General features: G+C 68.4%; 16 protein-coding genes and 4 pseudogenes. 12 read left to right on the top strand and 8 right to left on the bottom strand.

Annotated features, from left to right (window positions below):
• A pseudogene (locus tag ABZS58_RS45075) lies at positions 1-199 on the bottom strand (hypothetical protein); the annotation flags it as partial.
• 310 nt (positions 200-509) lie between these two features.
• Positions 510-638: pseudogene (locus tag ABZS58_RS45070) on the bottom strand (IS6 family transposase); the annotation flags it as partial.
• Positions 639-705: 67 nt separating this feature from the next.
• On the opposite strand from ABZS58_RS45070, the pseudogene ABZS58_RS45065 reads away from it, so the two are divergent.
• From ABZS58_RS45065 to ABZS58_RS45055, 3 genes and pseudogenes are all read left to right on the top strand, one after another.
• A pseudogene (locus ABZS58_RS45065) lies at positions 706-921 on the top strand (hypothetical protein); the annotation flags it as partial.
• Between the two features lie 231 nt (positions 922-1,152).
• A complete protein-coding gene (locus ABZS58_RS45060; protein ID WP_354790361.1) occupies positions 1,153-1,698 on the top strand; it encodes a hypothetical protein in 546 nt (181 codons plus the stop codon).
• Positions 1,699-1,806: 108 nt separating this feature from the next.
• Positions 1,807-1,932, top strand: coding sequence for a hypothetical protein (locus tag ABZS58_RS45055; protein WP_354790362.1), 126 nt, complete (start codon positions 1,807-1,809; stop codon positions 1,930-1,932).
• A gap of 23 nt (positions 1,933-1,955) precedes the next feature.
• Here the strand turns inward: ABZS58_RS45055 and ABZS58_RS45050 are convergent.
• Together ABZS58_RS45050 and ABZS58_RS45045 are read right to left on the bottom strand one after the other, a co-directional pair.
• Positions 1,956-2,069: pseudogene (locus ABZS58_RS45050) on the bottom strand (transposase); the annotation flags it as partial.
• Between the two features lie 124 nt (positions 2,070-2,193).
• Positions 2,194-2,838 (bottom strand): hypothetical protein, encoded by a 645-nt coding sequence (locus ABZS58_RS45045; protein ID WP_354790360.1) that lies wholly within the window; start codon positions 2,836-2,838, stop codon positions 2,194-2,196.
• Here ABZS58_RS45045 and ABZS58_RS45040 point away from each other — a divergent pair.
• From ABZS58_RS45040 to ABZS58_RS45030, 3 genes are all read left to right on the top strand, one after another.
• A complete protein-coding gene (locus ABZS58_RS45040) occupies positions 2,817-4,244 on the top strand; it encodes a HupE/UreJ family protein (RefSeq protein ID WP_354790359.1) in 1,428 nt (475 codons plus the stop codon). The two genes, ABZS58_RS45045 and ABZS58_RS45040, sit on opposite strands and share 22 nt — an antisense overlap.
• Positions 4,245-4,413: 169 nt before the next feature.
• Positions 4,414-6,342 carry a metallophosphoesterase family protein gene (locus ABZS58_RS45035; RefSeq protein ID WP_354790358.1) on the top strand — a complete coding sequence of 643 codons (1,929 nt, stop codon included), beginning with the start codon at positions 4,414-4,416 and terminating at the stop codon, positions 6,340-6,342.
• Positions 6,343-6,447: 105 nt separating this feature from the next.
• Positions 6,448-7,530 (top strand): DUF916 domain-containing protein, encoded by a 1,083-nt coding sequence (locus ABZS58_RS45030; RefSeq protein WP_354790357.1) that lies wholly within the window; start codon positions 6,448-6,450, stop codon positions 7,528-7,530.
• Between the two features lie 286 nt (positions 7,531-7,816).
• Here the strand turns inward: ABZS58_RS45030 and ABZS58_RS45025 are convergent, their stop codons facing one another.
• On the bottom strand, positions 7,817-8,323 hold the full coding sequence (locus tag ABZS58_RS45025; RefSeq protein WP_354790356.1) for a WHG domain-containing protein: 507 nt from the start codon (positions 8,321-8,323) through the stop codon (positions 7,817-7,819).
• Between the two features lie 37 nt (positions 8,324-8,360).
• Positions 8,361-8,852, bottom strand: a complete 492-nt coding sequence (locus ABZS58_RS45020; RefSeq protein ID WP_354790355.1) for a hypothetical protein — start codon at positions 8,850-8,852, stop codon at positions 8,361-8,363.
• A 28-nt stretch (positions 8,853-8,880) separates the two neighbouring features.
• Between ABZS58_RS45020 and ABZS58_RS45015 the strand changes: the two genes are divergently transcribed.
• Both ABZS58_RS45015 and ABZS58_RS45010 read left to right on the top strand, forming a co-directional pair.
• On the top strand, positions 8,881-9,285 hold the full coding sequence (locus ABZS58_RS45015) for a polymorphic toxin type 44 domain-containing protein (RefSeq protein WP_354790353.1): 405 nt from the start codon (positions 8,881-8,883) through the stop codon (positions 9,283-9,285).
• Positions 9,286-9,333: 48 nt separating this feature from the next.
• Complete coding sequence (locus tag ABZS58_RS45010) at positions 9,334-9,870, top strand: hypothetical protein (RefSeq protein ID WP_354790352.1); 537 nt, start codon at positions 9,334-9,336, stop codon at positions 9,868-9,870.
• 808 nt (positions 9,871-10,678) lie between these two features.
• Here ABZS58_RS45010 and asnB read toward each other — a convergent pair.
• Positions 10,679-12,529, bottom strand: a complete 1,851-nt coding sequence (asnB, locus tag ABZS58_RS45005) for an asparagine synthase (glutamine-hydrolyzing) (RefSeq protein ID WP_354790351.1) — start codon at positions 12,527-12,529, stop codon at positions 10,679-10,681.
• 521 nt (positions 12,530-13,050) lie between these two features.
• Between asnB and ABZS58_RS45000 the strand changes: the two genes are divergently transcribed.
• From ABZS58_RS45000 to ABZS58_RS44985, 4 genes are all read left to right on the top strand, one after another.
• Positions 13,051-13,884, top strand: coding sequence for an LLM class F420-dependent oxidoreductase (locus ABZS58_RS45000; protein WP_354790349.1), 834 nt, complete (start codon positions 13,051-13,053; stop codon positions 13,882-13,884).
• Complete coding sequence (locus ABZS58_RS44995) at positions 13,842-14,285, top strand: TIGR03668 family PPOX class F420-dependent oxidoreductase (RefSeq protein WP_354790347.1); 444 nt, start codon at positions 13,842-13,844, stop codon at positions 14,283-14,285. The genes ABZS58_RS45000 and ABZS58_RS44995 overlap by 43 nt, the downstream gene beginning before the upstream one ends.
• A 10-nt stretch (positions 14,286-14,295) precedes the next feature.
• A complete protein-coding gene (locus ABZS58_RS44990) occupies positions 14,296-15,054 on the top strand; it encodes a dienelactone hydrolase family protein (protein WP_354790346.1) in 759 nt (252 codons plus the stop codon).
• Between the two features lie 84 nt (positions 15,055-15,138).
• Entirely contained in the window at positions 15,139-15,666 is a 528-nt protein-coding gene (locus ABZS58_RS44985) for a DUF6221 family protein (RefSeq protein ID WP_354790344.1), read from the top strand.
• Positions 15,667-15,736: 70 nt separating this feature from the next.
• Here the strand turns inward: ABZS58_RS44985 and ABZS58_RS44980 are convergent, their stop codons facing one another.
• Positions 15,737-16,747 (bottom strand): LacI family DNA-binding transcriptional regulator, encoded by a 1,011-nt coding sequence (locus tag ABZS58_RS44980; RefSeq protein WP_354790342.1) that lies wholly within the window; start codon positions 16,745-16,747, stop codon positions 15,737-15,739.
• Positions 16,748-16,905: the final 158 nt, after the last annotated feature.

Genomic DNA, 16,905 nt, shown 5'->3' with positions numbered 1-16,905 from the left:
CCCAGGCCAGGAGACGGCGGTAGCCGGCGGCGGTGGTGGGGAAGGTGGCGTCGGCGAGCTCGGCGCCGAGGGTGGTGATGATCGCGGCGACGTGGATGTCTTTGTGGGTGTCAACGCCGAGGATGACCTCCTCCAGATCCGGTTCCGGGTCGGGCTGGTCGGGCTGTCCGGCGGGGTCTGGGTGGGGCATCCTGGACATGGCGTGTTCGTCCTCTCGATGGCTGGGCGGATGGCCATCGCCGGACCGGTGGGCGGTCAGAACTGTGACGGTGCGCTTGTTTGCGGCAAGGCCCCTATCGGGACACGCCCCACCGGTCTGGTGACAGCGAGCACTCCCACCACCGGCGGCCGACAGATCGGCGCCAAGGCATCGGCTGAGCCAGTTGCGTTGCGGGTCAGACCGCGGCGGCGGGAGCACGGCTCCAGACTCTCAAAGCCGCAAACCAAGACTCACAGTTGCGTTGTGGGATCGGCGGGCGCGTTGAACCCCATGGTCGGGTCCGCGGGCAGATCGCCCGAGCGAGTTCGGCGAACGCAGCGGCGACCCGCAACGCGGGCGGGGCGTCGACGCCGAGTTCGTAGTGTCCGCGGCGGACGTTCTGCATGAACGCGTGTCCGGCGATGATCACCTGCGCTGTCGTCCGTTCGCAGGCCGCGCATCGATCTCAACCGCGTGGCACCCGGCTGCGGACCCTGGTCCGGACCGCGGGCGCGAGGTGGTCGGTCGAGGAGTCGTTCCAGACCGCGAAGAACGAGGTCGGCCCCGACCAGTGCCAGGTCCGTCGCTACGACGCCTGGCACGCGCGCATCACCCTGGCCATGGCCGCGGCGGCGTTCCTGGTCATCACCCGCGCCGCCGAAACCGACCGCGACGCTGATCGGTCACAGGGGGCCGGGCCGGGCCGGGCCGGGACATGCTGATCCCGTTGAGCAGCAACGAAATCCGTCGCCTGTTCACCCGGCTCGTCTCCACCGTCACGCACCACACCAGCCACATCCTGCACTGGTCACGATGGCGTAGACGCAGGCAAGCACAGGCCGGAGCTCTGGTCGCCGGGCCCGCCGCTGACCCTGCTCGGCTGCCGCCCCGGCCTCACCGGCCAGGTCGACGCCGCCCTGGCCCACGTCCGCGTCGACGGCCCGGCACACACCATGGGCGACGCGCAACGCGTGTGGGGCGACGTCGTGGACACCCGCCCGTCCGCCCTCGGCGCCGGCCTCGTCGACGTCACCCTGGACGCGCGCCTCGACGCACCGCTCGCCGCCAACGATCGTCCACTGTGGAACATGTGGCGCGCCGGCGGTCCGGCGACCCGCAACGAGTGGGCCCCGCTCGCCCGCAGCGACCGCTACTGCTGGGTCCACGCCGCCAACGTCCACCGCAACCACGCCCCGGACCGCCCCGCCGCCCCCGTCTACCACCTCGACGGCCGCCACGTCACCGACTACGACGGCTTCTACTGCGCCATCGGCGAGGCGCTGAACGGCCCCGGCGGCTGGTTCGGCGGCGACCTGTTCTGGCTGCACGAGAACATCTTCGACCACGCCGGCAACCTCAACCTCGTCTGGCACTACTCCGACGTCGCCCGCACCCACCTCGTCCCCGGCTACGACCGCAAGGCCTGGGACTCGGCCGTCACCTTCGACGACCTCGTCCGCTTCCTCACCGAGGAAAGCGTCAACCTCGACCTGCGCTGACGCCGCCTATGCGGCCGTCCCCATGCCCGCTGACTCGCCGACCAGAACCAAACCCGGCCCACGCATCGTCAGCTATCTACGTCTCGAACCCGGGCTGGAGTAAAAGTCATGGCCACCCTCCGCAACGCCGCCATCAGCGCCCTACGCCTCGATGGCACCACCAACATCGCCGCCGCCAACCGCCACCACGCCCGCAATCCCAACCGCTCGCTGGCCCTGCTCGGCATCACATAACGACTTTGCCGGAGCCCTGACGCCAAGGCGTTCACGATCTCCCGCCGCTCATGCACCGCCGGGCGCCCACCCGGCTTCACCACAGGGATCAACGGCGCCAGCAACTGCCACTCGGCATCGGACAGATCAGTCGGGTACGCAGCACGCGACGAACACATCGTGACCTCCACCAGGACGTCCCCGTTGCCGCCTACCCCAACCGCCTATCCCACCAGGACCTTTCCAAACGCCGCCACTCACAACGATGTGCGAAAGACGGGTCTAGAGCTGATCGAGCCAGATCACGATCCCGGTCAGGTCGTTGAGCACGGCCGCGACGCCCGCTCTGATGGAGGCAGCGCAGCGCTCGGCGGTGAACGATTCGGGGTTGTACGTCGAGGACATGCCGAGCCCTTCGCCACGGAACGACGCGCCGGACCAGTCGACCGCCGTGACGTTGTGGGTGGGCTCGGCCAGCTCCGCGCCCACCACGAGGAACTGCTGTGACAGGTGGTTCGCGGTGACCAGCGCGAGTGGGTCGATGAGGTCGTTGCCCGCGGTGACGATGAGGTCCGGGCCCATCTCGAGGGCCTTGGTGATGCTGGGAACGAGGTTGTGCGGGTCGCCGGCGACCACCGTTCTGAGATCGACGTGCTCGTCCTCGGCCCAGTCCTTGACCGCCGTCACAAGGGCTTTGGTCGGGGCGTCGTCACCCACGGTGAGTAGTACCACGCGGTAGTTCTTCGGCGGGTGGACCCCGGTCCAGGAACCGGGCCGTGGCGTGATGGTCGCCTCCGGGGTGGGCGAGGCGGAGGGGTCGACGAACCCCGGGCCGAGTGTCCCGACGGGGGCGGGCTTGGGGCGCGGCTGTGACCAGCCGTCGCCGGAGCCGCATCCGGTGACCAGTGCGGCGGCCGCGGCCAGCATGGCAACGGCCCGAAACATGGGGCGCAAGGCGATCGTCCTTCGGGTGGTGGGGGAGCGTGCGTGCTTCTTCCTATCTCAGTTCCTGCCTCCTTCAGTCCGCCGGAAGTCGTCCTGGCAGTTTGTTCGCCAGCGGTTCGTCGGCGGTCCGGCTCGTGTTCGCCCGTGACGTGCAACGTGCACTGGCCAACCGAAGGAGCAGCATGTCCCAACGCGCCCGCCTCACCGTCATCGGGATCCTCGCGACGGTGATCGCCTTCCTGAGCGCCGCGCCGGCGCTCGCCCACGGGTTTTCGTCGACTGTGTACGTCGACGTCACCGCCGGCGACGAGGGTCACGTCCGGACGATGCTGCAGCTCGAGTACGACCTGCTCGTCGTGTCCACCGCTGACTTCGAGGACGACGATCCCCTCTTCAAGACGGGAACCGCCGCATTCGACGCCCGCGACACCGACGCACAGGCCGCGGCGCTCAACACTCATGCGAAGTCGGTCGTCGGTTACGTCACGGAGCGTTTCTCGGTCACTGCGGACGGCAAGACCTGCACGCCGACAAAGGTCGGCGACGTCACGATCGGCGAGCGGGAGGGCGTGCCGTACGCCAAACTGCTGCTCGACTGGGCCTGTCCTGAGCGGGGCGGCGAGCACGAGGTGCGCAGCAAGCTTTTCCCCGACGCCGAGGGCTACGTCAAGGGCACCAAGACGATCGTCACCTACGAGATCGACGGTCATACGGGCAGCGCCGCGCTCGACGCCGATCAGCCGTCCTTCTCGACCGGTCAGACGTGGTACGAACGGTTCTGGGAGTTCTTCCGCCTGGGCGCCGAGCACCTGCTGACCGGGATCGACCACATCCTGTTCCTGCTGGCGCTCATCGCCGGGTCACGACGCCTGCGTGAGATCGTGCTCGCGGCCACGAGCTTCACCCTGGCGCACTCGGTGACGTTCATGCTTGCCGCCCTCGGTCTGGTCGACGTATCCGCGCGGGTCGTGGAGCCCGTCATCGCGCTGTCGATCGCCGTGGTCGCCGGCTGGTACCTGTGGAGGATCTGGCGGCGCGGCGACCACGCCACCGACCTCGAGGCGGCGGGACGCGGTCACTTCAGCCTGGATCGTTCGGGCTGGACCCGCCTCGGGGTCGTGTTCTGCTTCGGCCTCGTGCACGGCCTGGGCTTCGCCGGCGCGCTGGGGATCGACGAGGCGTGGTCGTGGACCCTGCTGTGGTCTTTGCTCGTGTTCAACGTCGGCATCGAGGTTGTGCAACTGACGATCATCGCTGTCGTCTTTCCACTGCTGATCGTGCTGCGTCATCGCGCGCCGAAAATCGGCCTGTGGACGACCGGCGCAATTTCTGCGGGCGTGTCCGTTATGGGATTGATCTGGTTCACACAACGGGTGTTCGGGCTCTGAAAAGGCGCAGGTCTTCATGGACATGCAACTGGCCGCAAGATCGAATTCACGGTCGATTCATCGAACGGCGAAACGTTGAGGTCGCTTTTCCCGTACCTCCAACGGAAAAGGGAAGAAAACCGTGAAAGCAAGCACCTCCAAGCAGGCCCCCGGGCCTGCGCGGCGTCGCGTGGTCGCTGGGACCACCGCGGCGTTCCTGGGTCTGGCTGTGGCCCTCGGCGGCGGTCTGGCGACCCCCGCCAGCGCTGCGGACCCCGCCACGCTCAGCGGCATCATCCTCGGCGTCGGCGCGAACGAGACCCAGCGGATCGTGACCTGGTACTCGTCGGCCGACACCGCGCAGAAGGTCCAGCTCGCCCCGACCGCCACGCTCGCCAACGGCGAGTTCCCGGCCGGTGCTGCCACCTTCGACGCCATCGGCGGGGCGAACATCGCGACCAGTGGCGGCTTCAACCGTCACGCGACGCTCGCCAGCCTGCAGGAGCAGACGGCGTACTCCTACCGGGTCGGTGCCGAGGGCAACTGGTCTCCGACGTACTCCTTCAAGACGCAGGATTTCGAAGGCGACTACGACTTCCTGTTCTACGGCGACCCGCAGATCGGTGCGTCGGGTGACGTGGCGAAGGACCAGGCCGGTTGGCAGGACACCCTGGACGTCTCGCTCGCGGCGAACCCGAACGCCGAACTGCTGGTGTCGGGTGGTGACCAGGTCGAGACGGCGGGCACCGAGTCCCAGTGGACCGCCTTCCTCGCACCTGACAAGCTGCGTCAGTACCCCTGGGCTGCCACCATCGGTAACCACGATGTGGGTAGCAAGGCGTACGAGCAGCACCTGTACACGCCGAACACGGACCGCTCGGCCCCGCTGTACGCCAACGGGCAGCCGACGTCCAACACGTCGGGCGGTGACTACTGGTACATCTACAAGGATGTCCTGTTCATCGACCTGAACAGCAACAGCTACCGCACCGCTTCGGGTGGCGGCGGCGACGAGGCGCACATCGCCTACGTGACCGACGTCATCAACCAGCACGGCGCCGAGGCCAAGTGGACGGTGCTCGTCTACCACCACGCGATCTACTCGCCGGCTGACCACGCCAAGGACTCGGACAACAAGGTGCGTCGGGTCGACTTCCCGACCGCCTTCTCGAACCTGGGCGTCGACGTGGTGCTGCAGGGGCACGACCACAGCTACTCCCGCAGCTACGAGATCAAGAACGGCGCGAAGGCGAACCCGGGCGAGCAGCCCGGCGCCGCTGATGTGTTCCCCGGTCCCGGCGGTGTGATCTACGTTACGGGTAACTCGGCTTCGGGTTCGAAGTACTACGACATCACCGCTCCGGACAACAGCGGCACGAGCGGCGCCGGCAACGGTGCGGACCCGCTCAACCCGAACAGCTACTGGTACAACTCGGTCCAGAACCAGGAGCACGTCCGGACCTACGTCAAGGTCCAGGTTCGCAGTGACAAGCTCGTCGTCGAGAACGTCCGCAGCGGCACCTGTGCTGCGCCGAACGCGGCCGTCGAGCGTGGCGCCTGGTGCAACAACACGCCGGCCAACCAGCCGGTCGGTTCGATCGTCGACTCGGTCACCGTCCACCCGTACCAGGGCGACGGCCAGGCCATCCAGGTCAACGTGCCGAACGCCGCTCCCGGCGAGTTCGGCTGGACGATCGACGGCTACAACGGCCTCGTGAACCTCGGCACCGCGGAGGACCACAACGGCGACTACTTCGCGGCGGCGGGCCACATCAACCCGATCGTCGTGTCGGACAACCGGCGTTCGCTCGCGCCGTGGTCGATCTCGGCCAGTGTGAGTGACTTCCGGGACGGCGACAAGACCTTCTCCGGCGCCTACCTCGGCTGGACGCCGCAGGTGATCGAGGCCGGCGCTGGTGCTCAGGCGAGCGGGTCGGTGGCCTCCGGCTACGACGACCACGGCCAGGGCCTGTCCGTCTCACGCGGTCTCGGCTGGGCCAACCAGGGCCACGCCAAGGGCACCGCCCGGTTGGGCGCTGACCTGGATCTGAAGATCCCGGGCAGCGTCGAGAAGGGTGGCTACCGTGCCACCCTCACGATCACTGCGCTGAGCAGCTGACCGGACACGTTTGACAAGGCGGGGCTGGCACCTTCGGGTGCCCGCCCCGCCCCCCTCGTTCCAGACCTGCTCCAGACCTGCTCCAGATTGCTCGAGGACCCCCAGATGCATGCGCCCGCACCGCGTCGGAAGCCAACCGTCGCCGCCCTCGTCCGTATCGCCGTCCTGGCCCTGCTTGCCGCCTTCGCGGTCGTCGGGTTGGGTGCGGGCCCTGCCCTGGCAGAGGAGGGCAACGTCGCCTGGACGGTCAGGACGGCCTCGAACAGCTACGGCGCCGATCGGTCCAGCTTCAGCTATTCCGTCAACCCCGGTGGACGGGTCGAGGACACCATGGTCGTCGCCAACCGTGGCACGGCTCCGCTCAACCTGGCCGTCTACGCCGCCGACGGCTTCACGACCGGCACAGGCCAGCTCGACCTGATCACCAAGGACAAGAAGTCCATCGGGATCGGCGTCTGGGTCCACGCCAACCCCGGCACCATCGCGATCAAGCCCGGGGAGTCCGCCGACGTGCCCTTCACGGTCACCGTTCCGGACAACGCCATGCCCGGCGACTATGTGGGCGGCATCGTCACCTCCCTGACGCAGCCCAACGACGCTGAGGGAATCAACGTCGAGCGGCGCCTGGGTATCCGGGTCAAGCTGCGGGTCAGCGGCGAGATCAAGCCGAACCTTGCGATCGAGGACCTCCACGTCGACTACGCCGGCTCGCTCAACCCGTTCGCGAAGGGCACCGCGACCGTCACGTACACGATCCACAACACTGGCAACGCCATCCTTTCGGCCCAGCAGACGGTGTCGGTATCCGGCCCGTTCGGGTGGCTGCGGACCGAAGCGAGCGGGATCGCGGCCCCGCCGGAGCTTCTCCCCGGTGAGAGCTGGAAGGTGACGTCGACCGTCCACGGCGTGTCGCCCGCACTCAGGCTGGCTGCGACCGCAACTCTCACACCCCGGCTCACCGACGCGTCGGGCTCCACCACCTCGCGCAAGCAGGTCCAGGCCACGACGCACAGCTGGGCCCTCCCGTGGATGCTGGTGCTGCTGGTCGTCGTACTGATCGCTGTCATCGTCGTGACCCCCGTTCTCGTCCGCCGCAGCCGCGCACGGCGCAAGCTCCGCGAGGACGCCCGCGTGCAGGAGGCCGTCGAGCAGGCGCTCCGCAACAAACAGGAGACCCAGCCGAGCTGACCGCCCGGTGAGAGTGCCGCCGGCGGATTCGAACCATCGATCGTGATGTGTAGATGCCGATGCCCACCGGTCCCGCCTTGCCAACTGGTTGTCACCGCTCTGGTGGTGCCGGTGACCCATGGCCGCATCCTCGGCAACGACGAGCGTCTGGCGCCGCTCTTCGTTGATCGCATCGGACGCCGGCTGAGCCGCTTGCAGGTGTACCGGCTGGTTCGCCGGATCGCGCGACGCGCCGGGGCTACCGTACGGCGACAGGACTGTGCGTGCGTCACGATGTTCCTTCGGGCTATGGCGTGCAGTAGATGGCGAACGCATTGATCGCGTGGGCCCAGGCCGCGTCGAGATCGGCGTCGGGTGGGAATCGGTTGGCCAGCTCGAGATCGACGAGGCCGTGCGCGAAGCCCCAGATGGCACGTGCGGCTGCGATGTTGCCCCCGGTGACCCTCAGCAGCGGTGCGGCCGCCGCGGCTTCGATGCCGGAGGCGAGACGTTGACGATCCAGGGGATGCCGGGCACTGAGCTCGTAGAGCCGGGGATGCTGTAGTGCCCAGCGGCGGTAGGCGGCGACGAGCGTTGGAAGGTCGGCGCCGGCCGCGGTAAGCACAGCACCGAGCCGTTCCAGCGCGCGCTGTTGCAGCGCAGTTTGAATCTCGGTCTTGCCGGCGACGTGCTTGTACAGCGAGGGTGCCTGTATCCCGAGTTCGTCGGCGAGGCGCCGCATGGTCACCGCGTCCGGGCCTTCACGTTCCAGGATCCGCTCGGCCGCGTCGACCACCTCGCTGCGGCGGTTCATGAGCGTCCCGGACAACCCGGGACCGCCACCAGCCTCCTCATCCGGCGCGCTGGCTGGTGTCGCGCCAGGCAGGTGACGACGTCCACCCGCGACTCAGCACGTAGGCCGCGACGAGGAGAACCGAGACCGTGCCATCCCAACCGGCGATCGTTGCGGTGTCCGCGATGTCGCCATGAGTGGCGTAGAGCAAGGCGGTCATCGTGAGCGCGACCTTGTGGAAGATCACCAGCTCCCACACACCTCGATAGCTGCGCGGTGCCAGCGCGAGCAGGACGAACAGGCCCGCGAAGACGACGAAGCCGTAGGCTCGCCAGGTCTCGACGACCTTGGTCGAGCCGTCGGCGTCCCATACCGCGCCGGCCGCGGTGAGCGCGGCACCGACAGCACCGACGGCGGCAAGCCACAACATGATCCTTGCGATCCGATCGCGACCAGATCGCGGCGACCTCGCCGATATGGTCGATACTGCGGAGCTGTTGGTGATCACGAATCCTCCACCGAGCTGGCTAACGTTGTTAGCTTCGATCATCGGCTAACGACGTTAGCCTCGTCAAGAAGTGGTCGGGTCCCGGGTCGTTGAACACAGCGGCGGGCACGGGCGCACCGCGGGTGCGAGCGGCAGCTGCAAGTGGGACCACAAGCCCTTCATCCGGAAGAACTTCGACCTCGACCCGTATGGCTTCATGGTGATTCCCGGGACCGGGTTGAAGGTCTACCTGGACATCTGGTCGAACATTCATTACGGTCACGTCGGCGCCGAGGCCGGCTTCAGGCCAGAGGTGGTGCAAGGGCCCAACCTGGTGCCGAGCAATCCGTACACCGGTCAGTCAGACCACGGAGACTATGTGGCGACCGCGATCGGCATCAACCTCCACGGCTCGGTCCCGGCGGGCCGGATGACCACCGCGCTCCTGCATCAGGCCATCATGGACAAACATGGCCTCACTTCCAGGCAACGGTAAAGCGCAATCCGTATGATCACGCGAAGCCGCTCCACGGTCCGCTGGCTGGTGGCCGCGCTCGTCGTGGCCACCGTCCTGGCCGGGGCGGCGGTCGTGGTGCATCGGTTGCAGGCGGGGCACCGGGCACCGCTGGACGCGTTGCTGGTGCCCCCGTCGACTATCGACCTGCTGTCGGGAGAGCAATGGCAGGAGGATTCCGCGCGGGCGGTCGGCGGGGAGCTCACCAGGCAGTGGGTCAACGCCAGGAGCCGGGACCGTTTCGTGCAGAGCATCATCGAGCACTCGGGTGGGATCACGGCGCGGTACGGATACTCCGCGGAGGATCCGCGCATCAATGACCGTGAGGATTTCGGTCCCGAAGGAGTGCGTGAAACCCCGCTCGGCGTGCCCGTGTCAGCGGATCAGTCACTCATCTACTGCCTCCTGACCGGGCGGCAGAACGAGCCGTGCTCGCTGTGGGTGTACTGGTCGCGATACGGCCTGTACACGGTGAAGATCTACTATCGCGAACCGGGTCTCGACGCGGCCCGGTTCGCGGAGATAGTCAAGATCGTGGACGCGAGAATCTCGGCGGTGCTGGACTGATCGAGCCGGTCGTGGACCTGCCACGTGCGCAGGCCCACGACCGGGATCGTCAGTTGGTGAAGGCGAGGCGGTCGATGGTGATGCTGCTGTTGCCGCCGTACCAGAAGCCCATGGCGAGCTGGGCCCGGGGAGGCGTTCCATGTAGGCGTCGTCGGCGGGCGCGTCGTCGGCGCAGCAGACGTCGAGGCCGGTCAGTCCGCGCCGGGTGACGGCTTCGGTGAAGCCCTCTAGGGCGCGGTGGCCGGGTCCGTAGCCGGCGGCGACGAGCTCGGTGGAGTGGTTGATGAGTGCGAACACCAGACATTTGCGATCCTCGCGCTCGCTGCCGTTGTCACGCACTACGTACTTCATCGCCCATTTTGGCCTGACCTGCTCATCGTTCTGACCGTCGTTGTCGGGGCGCTATCCGGTCGAAAAGCGCGCCGGCGCAGTACTGACGGACAGTGACCCGCCTCGGCAGGACCGTCCAGAGGAGCCGGCGCCACGACGCGGGTGGCAGCGAGCATGGGGAGTCCGCTGGTCGGCAGGCAGTGCTACACCTGCGGGTCACCATCCACAGTTCAGCCCAGCGGTGACCATTCGGGCGCTCGTACCGTCCGTGCGTCATGGCGTGCGCAGGTCGGGTCTGAATCGGCAGCGCGGCATCTTTGCTCATCGATCGGAGCGGTGATCGCGGCGTCATGCGTGGGGCGGCAGGCCAGGACGAAGGCGTTGCTGCTCACGGGGCGAGGGCGGTGGCGTGCTGATGGAGGACGTCGCCGGTGCGCTGGTACCGCGGGTGTACATGCCGGATTTTCTTATGCCTCGATCAGGTGAGAGCCAGCCGGACCGGGTAGCGGCGCAGCCACAGGTTGAGGCTGAGCAGCAGCTCGACCGAGCGCCGGCTCATCCCGAACCCGCTCTCCTCCAGCGGGGCGGCCAGCGTCTCCCGGACCCGCGGCGGGTTGATCAGCTCCGCGATCGGTGCCTGCGGGTCGTCGACGACCTCGATCAACGACTGGCGCAACGTCCGTTCGTACACCGGATCCTGCGTCGACGGGTACGGGCTCTTCCGCCGGCGCAGAACCGACTCGGGCAGCAGGTCGGCGACGGCGGCGCGCAGCACGCTCTTCTCCCGGCCGTCGAATGCCTTCATCGACCACGGCGTGTTGTAGACGTACTCCACCAGCCGGTGGTCGCAGTATGGCACTCGGACCTCCAGCCCGTGCGCCATGCTCATCCGGTCCTTGCGGTCCAGCAGGACCTGCAGGAATCGGGTCAGGTGCAGATAGGAGATCTCGCGCATCCGGTGCTCGGCCGGCGACTCGTCGGGCAGGTGATCGACCTCGGCCAGTGCCTGCCGGTAGGCGGCGTCCCGGTACCCGTGCAGATCCAGCGCGCGCTCCAACTCTGGGGCGAACAGCCCCTGTGTGCTGCCCGGTCTATCCGGCAGCGCGGTCAGCCAGGGGAACCCGTTCGCGTTGACCGCGGCGGGGTCGTGGAACCAGCTATACCCGCCGAACACCTCGTCCGCCGACTCGCCGGACAACGCGACGGTCGAGTGCTCCCGCACCGCGCGGAAGAGCAAGAACAAAGAGGTGTACAGGTCGCCGAGGCCGGTCGGGATGTCGTTGGCGACCATGACCTCCGTGCGGTACAACGAATCCGTCAGCTCGCCGCTGTTCAACACGATGTCGGCGTGCTGGGAGCCGACGTGCTTGGCGACCTCGTGGACGTAGGGCGTGTCCGGCTCCGGCCGCATCGCGTCCGGGTGGAAGTGCTCAGTCTGCCCGGCGAAGTCGACCGCGAACGAGCGCACCGGCCCGAGCCCCTGTTCCCGCAACCCGAGAGCGGCGAGCGCGGTGACCGCCGACGAGTCGAGCCCACCGGACAGCAGGGTGCACAGCGGTACATCCGCTATCAACTGCCGACGAATGATGTCTTCCAGCAGGTCTCGCACGGTGTGTACGGTCGTATCGAGGTCGTCCGGATGCGGCCGCGCCGACAGCCCCCAGTAGCGGCGCGTCCGAGTTCCGTCTCGGTCAACGACAACAACGTGGCCCGGCCGGACCTCGTGTACCCCGCGATACACGCCGTGCCCCGGCGTCTTCACCAGCGCCAGCAGCTCCCGCAGCCCGTCAAGGTCCACCTCGGCCGACACGTCCGGATGGGCCAGAATGCTCTTCGGCTCCGAGGCGAAGAGCACCCCGTCCGGCGTCGGATGGAAGCACAGCGGCTTCACCCCCATCCGGTCCCGGACCAGCAACAGGCGCTGCTGGCGGCCGTCCCACACCCCGAAGGCGTACATGCCGTTGAGCCGTTCGGCGAAATCCTCGCCCCACTCGAGGTAGGCGTGGAGCACGACCTCGGTGTCGGAGTCGGTCCGGAAGCCGTGCCCGAGCGCGCGCAGCTCCGCGCGCAGCTCCCGGTAGTTGTAGACCTCCCCGCTGTAGGTGAGGGCGACGGTCGGCTGCCGGTCCTCTTCGGCGAGCATGGGCTGAACGCCGCCCGCCAGGTCGATCACGGCCAGCCGACGATGGCCGAAGCCGCAGTGCTGATCGAGCCAAAGCCCTTCGGCGTCGGGTCCGCGGAGCGCGGCGGTGGCCGTCATAGCCCGGAGCGCCGACTGCTCGTGGACCAGATTCCGGTCATACGCGACCCATCCGACAATTCCACACATAGTCGGCCAGTACCCATCCAGCGCCGGGCACAATCGCCCGCAACGCCTGACTTGCGACGTGCGGCGTGGGCCCGACCACCGAGATCGTCTGAACGTTCGGTCGCGGTCCGGTCGTCCGGGACGGAAGGCGGCACGAGCACACCGTGGTACTCAACCGGTAGGTCCGATGTCACGGGCTTCGCAGCGCGCGACAAGCCAGTTCGACCCAGCGGGTGCGTTCCGGGGCTGGGTCCGATAGCCGGAGTGCCCGTGCGGATCGCCGGGTTGCACGGAGACGGGTTGCACACAGGCACGCAGGACGGCTGGGTGGTGTAGCTGGGTGGATCAGCAGCAGGTCACGGCTGGGGTAAAGCGAGGAGGACACCATGTCACCGGCGGTGAGGTGACACAGGTGCCGGATCGCCACTGACGCCGGCATAGCGATCCACTACGCCAAGCCGATGCCGGCGCGGATCTGAGCCGTTGGCTGCGCCAGTACACCGTGCCGGTCGAAGCGTCGCCGGCTGGGTAGAGATGGGGCCATGGACTTCGGAGTCGGATATTTCCCCACCCACAATGCCATGGCCCCGGGCGACCTGGCGCGGCTGGCCGAGGAGCGTGGCCAGTCCGCCGTGTTCTTCGCCGAGCACACCCACATCCCGGCCAGCCGGGACACGCCGTACCAGGACGGGCAGGAGCTGCCGCAGAAGTACTGGCACACCTACGACCTCTTCGTCGCGCTGACCGCGGCCGCGGCGGCCACCAGCCGGCTGCGCATCGGCAGCGGCATCTGCCTCGTCATCGAGCGTGACCCGATCATCACCGCCAAGGAGGTCGCCTCGCTCGACCAGCTCTCCGGCGGCCGCTTCGAGTTCGGCGTCGGCGCCGGGTGGAACCGCGAGGAGATGCGCAACCACGGCACCGACCCGCGAGTGCGCATGGCCGTGCTGCGCGAGCGCATCGAGGCGATGAAGGCGATCTGGGCCGAGGAGGAGGCGTCGTACCACGGCAAGTACGTCGACTTCCAGCGGATCTGGTCCTTCCCGAAGCCGGCCCAGCGCCCCCACCCGCCGATCCTCGTCGGTGGTATGGGCCCGGGCGTGCTGGACCGCGTGCTGGCGTTCGGCGACGCCTGGTTCCCCAACTACGGCGAGGGCGTCATCGAGCGCATCGGCGAGCTGCGGGCCCGGGCCGAGCGCCAGATCGACGTGCAGGTGCTCTCGGCGCCGGCCGATCCCGCGGTACTGCAGCGCCTCCACGAGGCCGGCGTCCAGCGCGCCAGCCGGTGGATCCCCTCCGGCCCGCGCTCGATCGTAGAGCGCGGCCTCGAGCAGTGGGAGCGGGCCATCGCCGACTTCGCGGGCGAAGGCGCGTGACGCCGGACGAGTGCCGGCAGCATTTCGGGGCGGCTCGCGTGGCCCGGCTGGCCACCGTCGCCCCGGACGGCTCGCCCCATGCCGTGCCCATCGTGTTCGCGCTGGAGGGCGACACCGTCTACCACGGCGTAGACGCCAAGCCGAAGCGGCACACCGCCCTGCAGCGGCTGGCCAACCTGGCCGCCGAGCCGCGCGCCGCCCTGCTCGCCGACCATTACGACGAGGACTGGTCCGCGCTGTGGTGGGTCCGCGCCGACGGCATCGCGCGCGAGGTCGACCCGGCGGGGGAGGAGGGCCGCCGGGCGCTCGGGCGGCTGGTGGCGCGCTACCCGCAGTACCGAATCCGGGGCCTGATGATCGCGATCGACGTCGCTCGGTGGACGGGCTGGTCGGCCTCGTAGAGTCGGGGTCATGACCGACTTCTCCGCCGAGCACCGGCGGCTCATCGACGCCGTAGCCGAGCGCCCGGGCGCGCAGATCGCCGAGGCGGCGGTGGCCTATGACCACGACGGGCGGCCCATGGAGGGCTACCGCGCCCACGACGCCGCAGTCGCCGGGCCGAAGCCTGCCGTGATCATCGTGCACGACTGGACGGGGCTGCGGGAGTACCCCAAGGCCCGGGCCCAGATGCTCGCCCGCCTCGGCTACTACGCCTTCGCCGCCGACCTCTACGGCACCGGGCGGCGCTTCGAGGACCACCAGAGCGCGGCGGCGGAGGCCGGGAAGTACTACGGCGACCTCGCGCTGATGCGCGCCCGGGTCCGCGCCGCCTACGACGTCGTGGCGAACGACCCGGCGGTCGACGCGAGCCGGATCGTCGTCATCGGGTACTGCTTCGGCGGCTCGGCGGCGCTGGAGTTCGCCCGCACCGGAGCGCCGCTGGCCGGCGCGGTCGCGTTCCACGCCCGCCTCGTGGCCCACGATCCGGCCGACGTCGCCGCGATCACCGGCGCGGTGCTGATCTGCACCGGCGGCGCCGACCCGGTGGTGCCCGACGAGGCGGTGGCGGCCTTCCAGGACGAGCTGCGCACCCGCCCCGACCTGGACTGGCAGGTCATCACGTACTCCGGCGCCGAGCACGGATTCACCCTGCCGGGCGGCGCGTACCACCCGGCGGCCGACGCCCGCAGCTGGCGCGAGCTGACGGCATTCCTGGACGAGGTCTTCTAAAGACCTTTCGAAAGTTGGACGAACTCAACGAGATGGGAGCAAAATCCGGACCGCCGTCGCCGCCGCCTGAGGAGAATCGAGGGTATGACGAACGAGCTGGTGGCTTTCATCGAGGCACGGCTGGCCGAGGACGAGTCGATCGCCAGCATGATCTCGGCTGGCGGCTATGCACCGCAGGTGTGGAGCGTCAAACCGGACCAGCCCGGCGGCTGGCGAGAGGTCCGACCGTCCGACCGCACCATCATCCAGGACCCTGTGCAGGCGCACGACGAGGGCGGTGAGCCGGTCGCGGTCGTGCCGGGCGGTCGCAACCAGCACATCCACATCGCCCGTCACGATCCCGCCCGGGTCCTCCGCGAGGTAGAGGCCAAGCGGCGGCGGCTCGAGCGACACAAGCCGGGCTATCCCAGCGGACAACTCGAGTACGGCAAACACTACGAGGTGTACCGGCGCGAGGACGGCAAAGCGATCGAGGTGCTGGTTCAGGACGACGAGCCGCGCGAGCCGAACTGGTGCCGAACCTGTAATGAGCCCGCGCCATGCCGAGAGCTTCGCAACGAAGCATCGGTGTGGTCCGATCATCCCGACTACCCCGAATGGATGATGGTATGAGCCAGGGCCGGATCGGACGCCCAGCAGGATCCAAGAAACAAGACCACCGCCACCCTCGGTGAAGGCCCGCCTATGGGACGGTTGACCCTCGGACGACGAGGCGACCGGGCTGACGGACGACGCCAGAGCGGGTCTCGCCATCCAAGATCGCGAAGAGTTGTCCGACCGCGGTCGCGCCCAACTGCTCGAGGTTGAGGTCGACGGTCGTCAGTGGGGGCCGGCACTCGGTGGCGAAGACCTCCCAGTTGTCGTAGCCGACCAGTGCGACGTCGTCGGGTACATGGCGGCCGAGTTCGCGTAAGGTGTCGGCCGCGCCCGAGGCGATCTGGTCGTTGCCGCAGAAGATCGCATCGATGTCGGGGTGTGCGCTCAGGAGCCGGGCGGCGGCGTGCCGTCCCCAGCGTTGCGACCACTGGCCGAAGAGTGGATCGCCGATGAGTGGCAGGCCGGCGCCGTCGAGGACCTCCCGTAATGCGGCGGCTCGGTCGCGGGCGGCCCGGTAGGTGTCGTCGCCAGTGATGTGGGCGATGCGCTTGCGGCCGAGCGCGACGAGATGCTCGGCGGCAAGGCGGGCGCCGCCGGCGTCGTCGGCGATGACAGACAGGTCGCCGGGGTTGTCGGACTCGCAGTAGGCATAGACGACCGGAACTGGGATGTCGCGCGTGAGTGATTGGCGCAGGTCGTTGGCGTCGCCGAGGATGATGAACCCGTCGACTTGGCGGGCCAGCAACGTTTGAATGTAGTGGCGTCGGCGGATGGCATCGCCGCGGGCATCGCACAGCAGGACGCTCATCTGTTCGTTGCCCAGGGCGTTCTCGGCGCCGAGCAGCACCGGAATCGCAAAGCGGGCACTGGTCAGCTCGTCGGTGAGCAAACCGATGGTTCGAGTGTTACCGGAGACGAGCCCCCGAGCGAGCACGTTGGGGTAGAAAGCCAGCTCCTCCGCGGCCTGCTGCACCCGTAGACGGGTCGCGGGGGCCACCTCGGCGCGCGAGTTGAGCGCCTTCGAGGCGGTGGCGACGGAGACCCCTGCCCGCTTGGCAACGTCGGTCAGGGTCGCCCGCGCGCGTGTTCTGCCCACCGGTTCAGTCCTCTCGAAAACGTTTCGGCGAGCATAGCTGGTGGGTGAACCTCGCAATGACAGGTGCTGCGCGGTGGCTGCACACAAGCCGTTGACAGCGGCGTTCCGCGCTGCCAAGATTCCCGAAAAGGTTTTCGTAACATTTCGGAAAGGTGGTG

Origin of the sequence: Dactylosporangium sp. NPDC005555, assembly GCF_040605635.1 — a bacterium.
GTDB lineage: Bacteria > Actinomycetota > Actinomycetes > Mycobacteriales > Micromonosporaceae > Dactylosporangium.
Note: the sequence above shows the minus strand (reverse complement) of the source record. Positions and strands in the feature narration are given on the sequence as shown.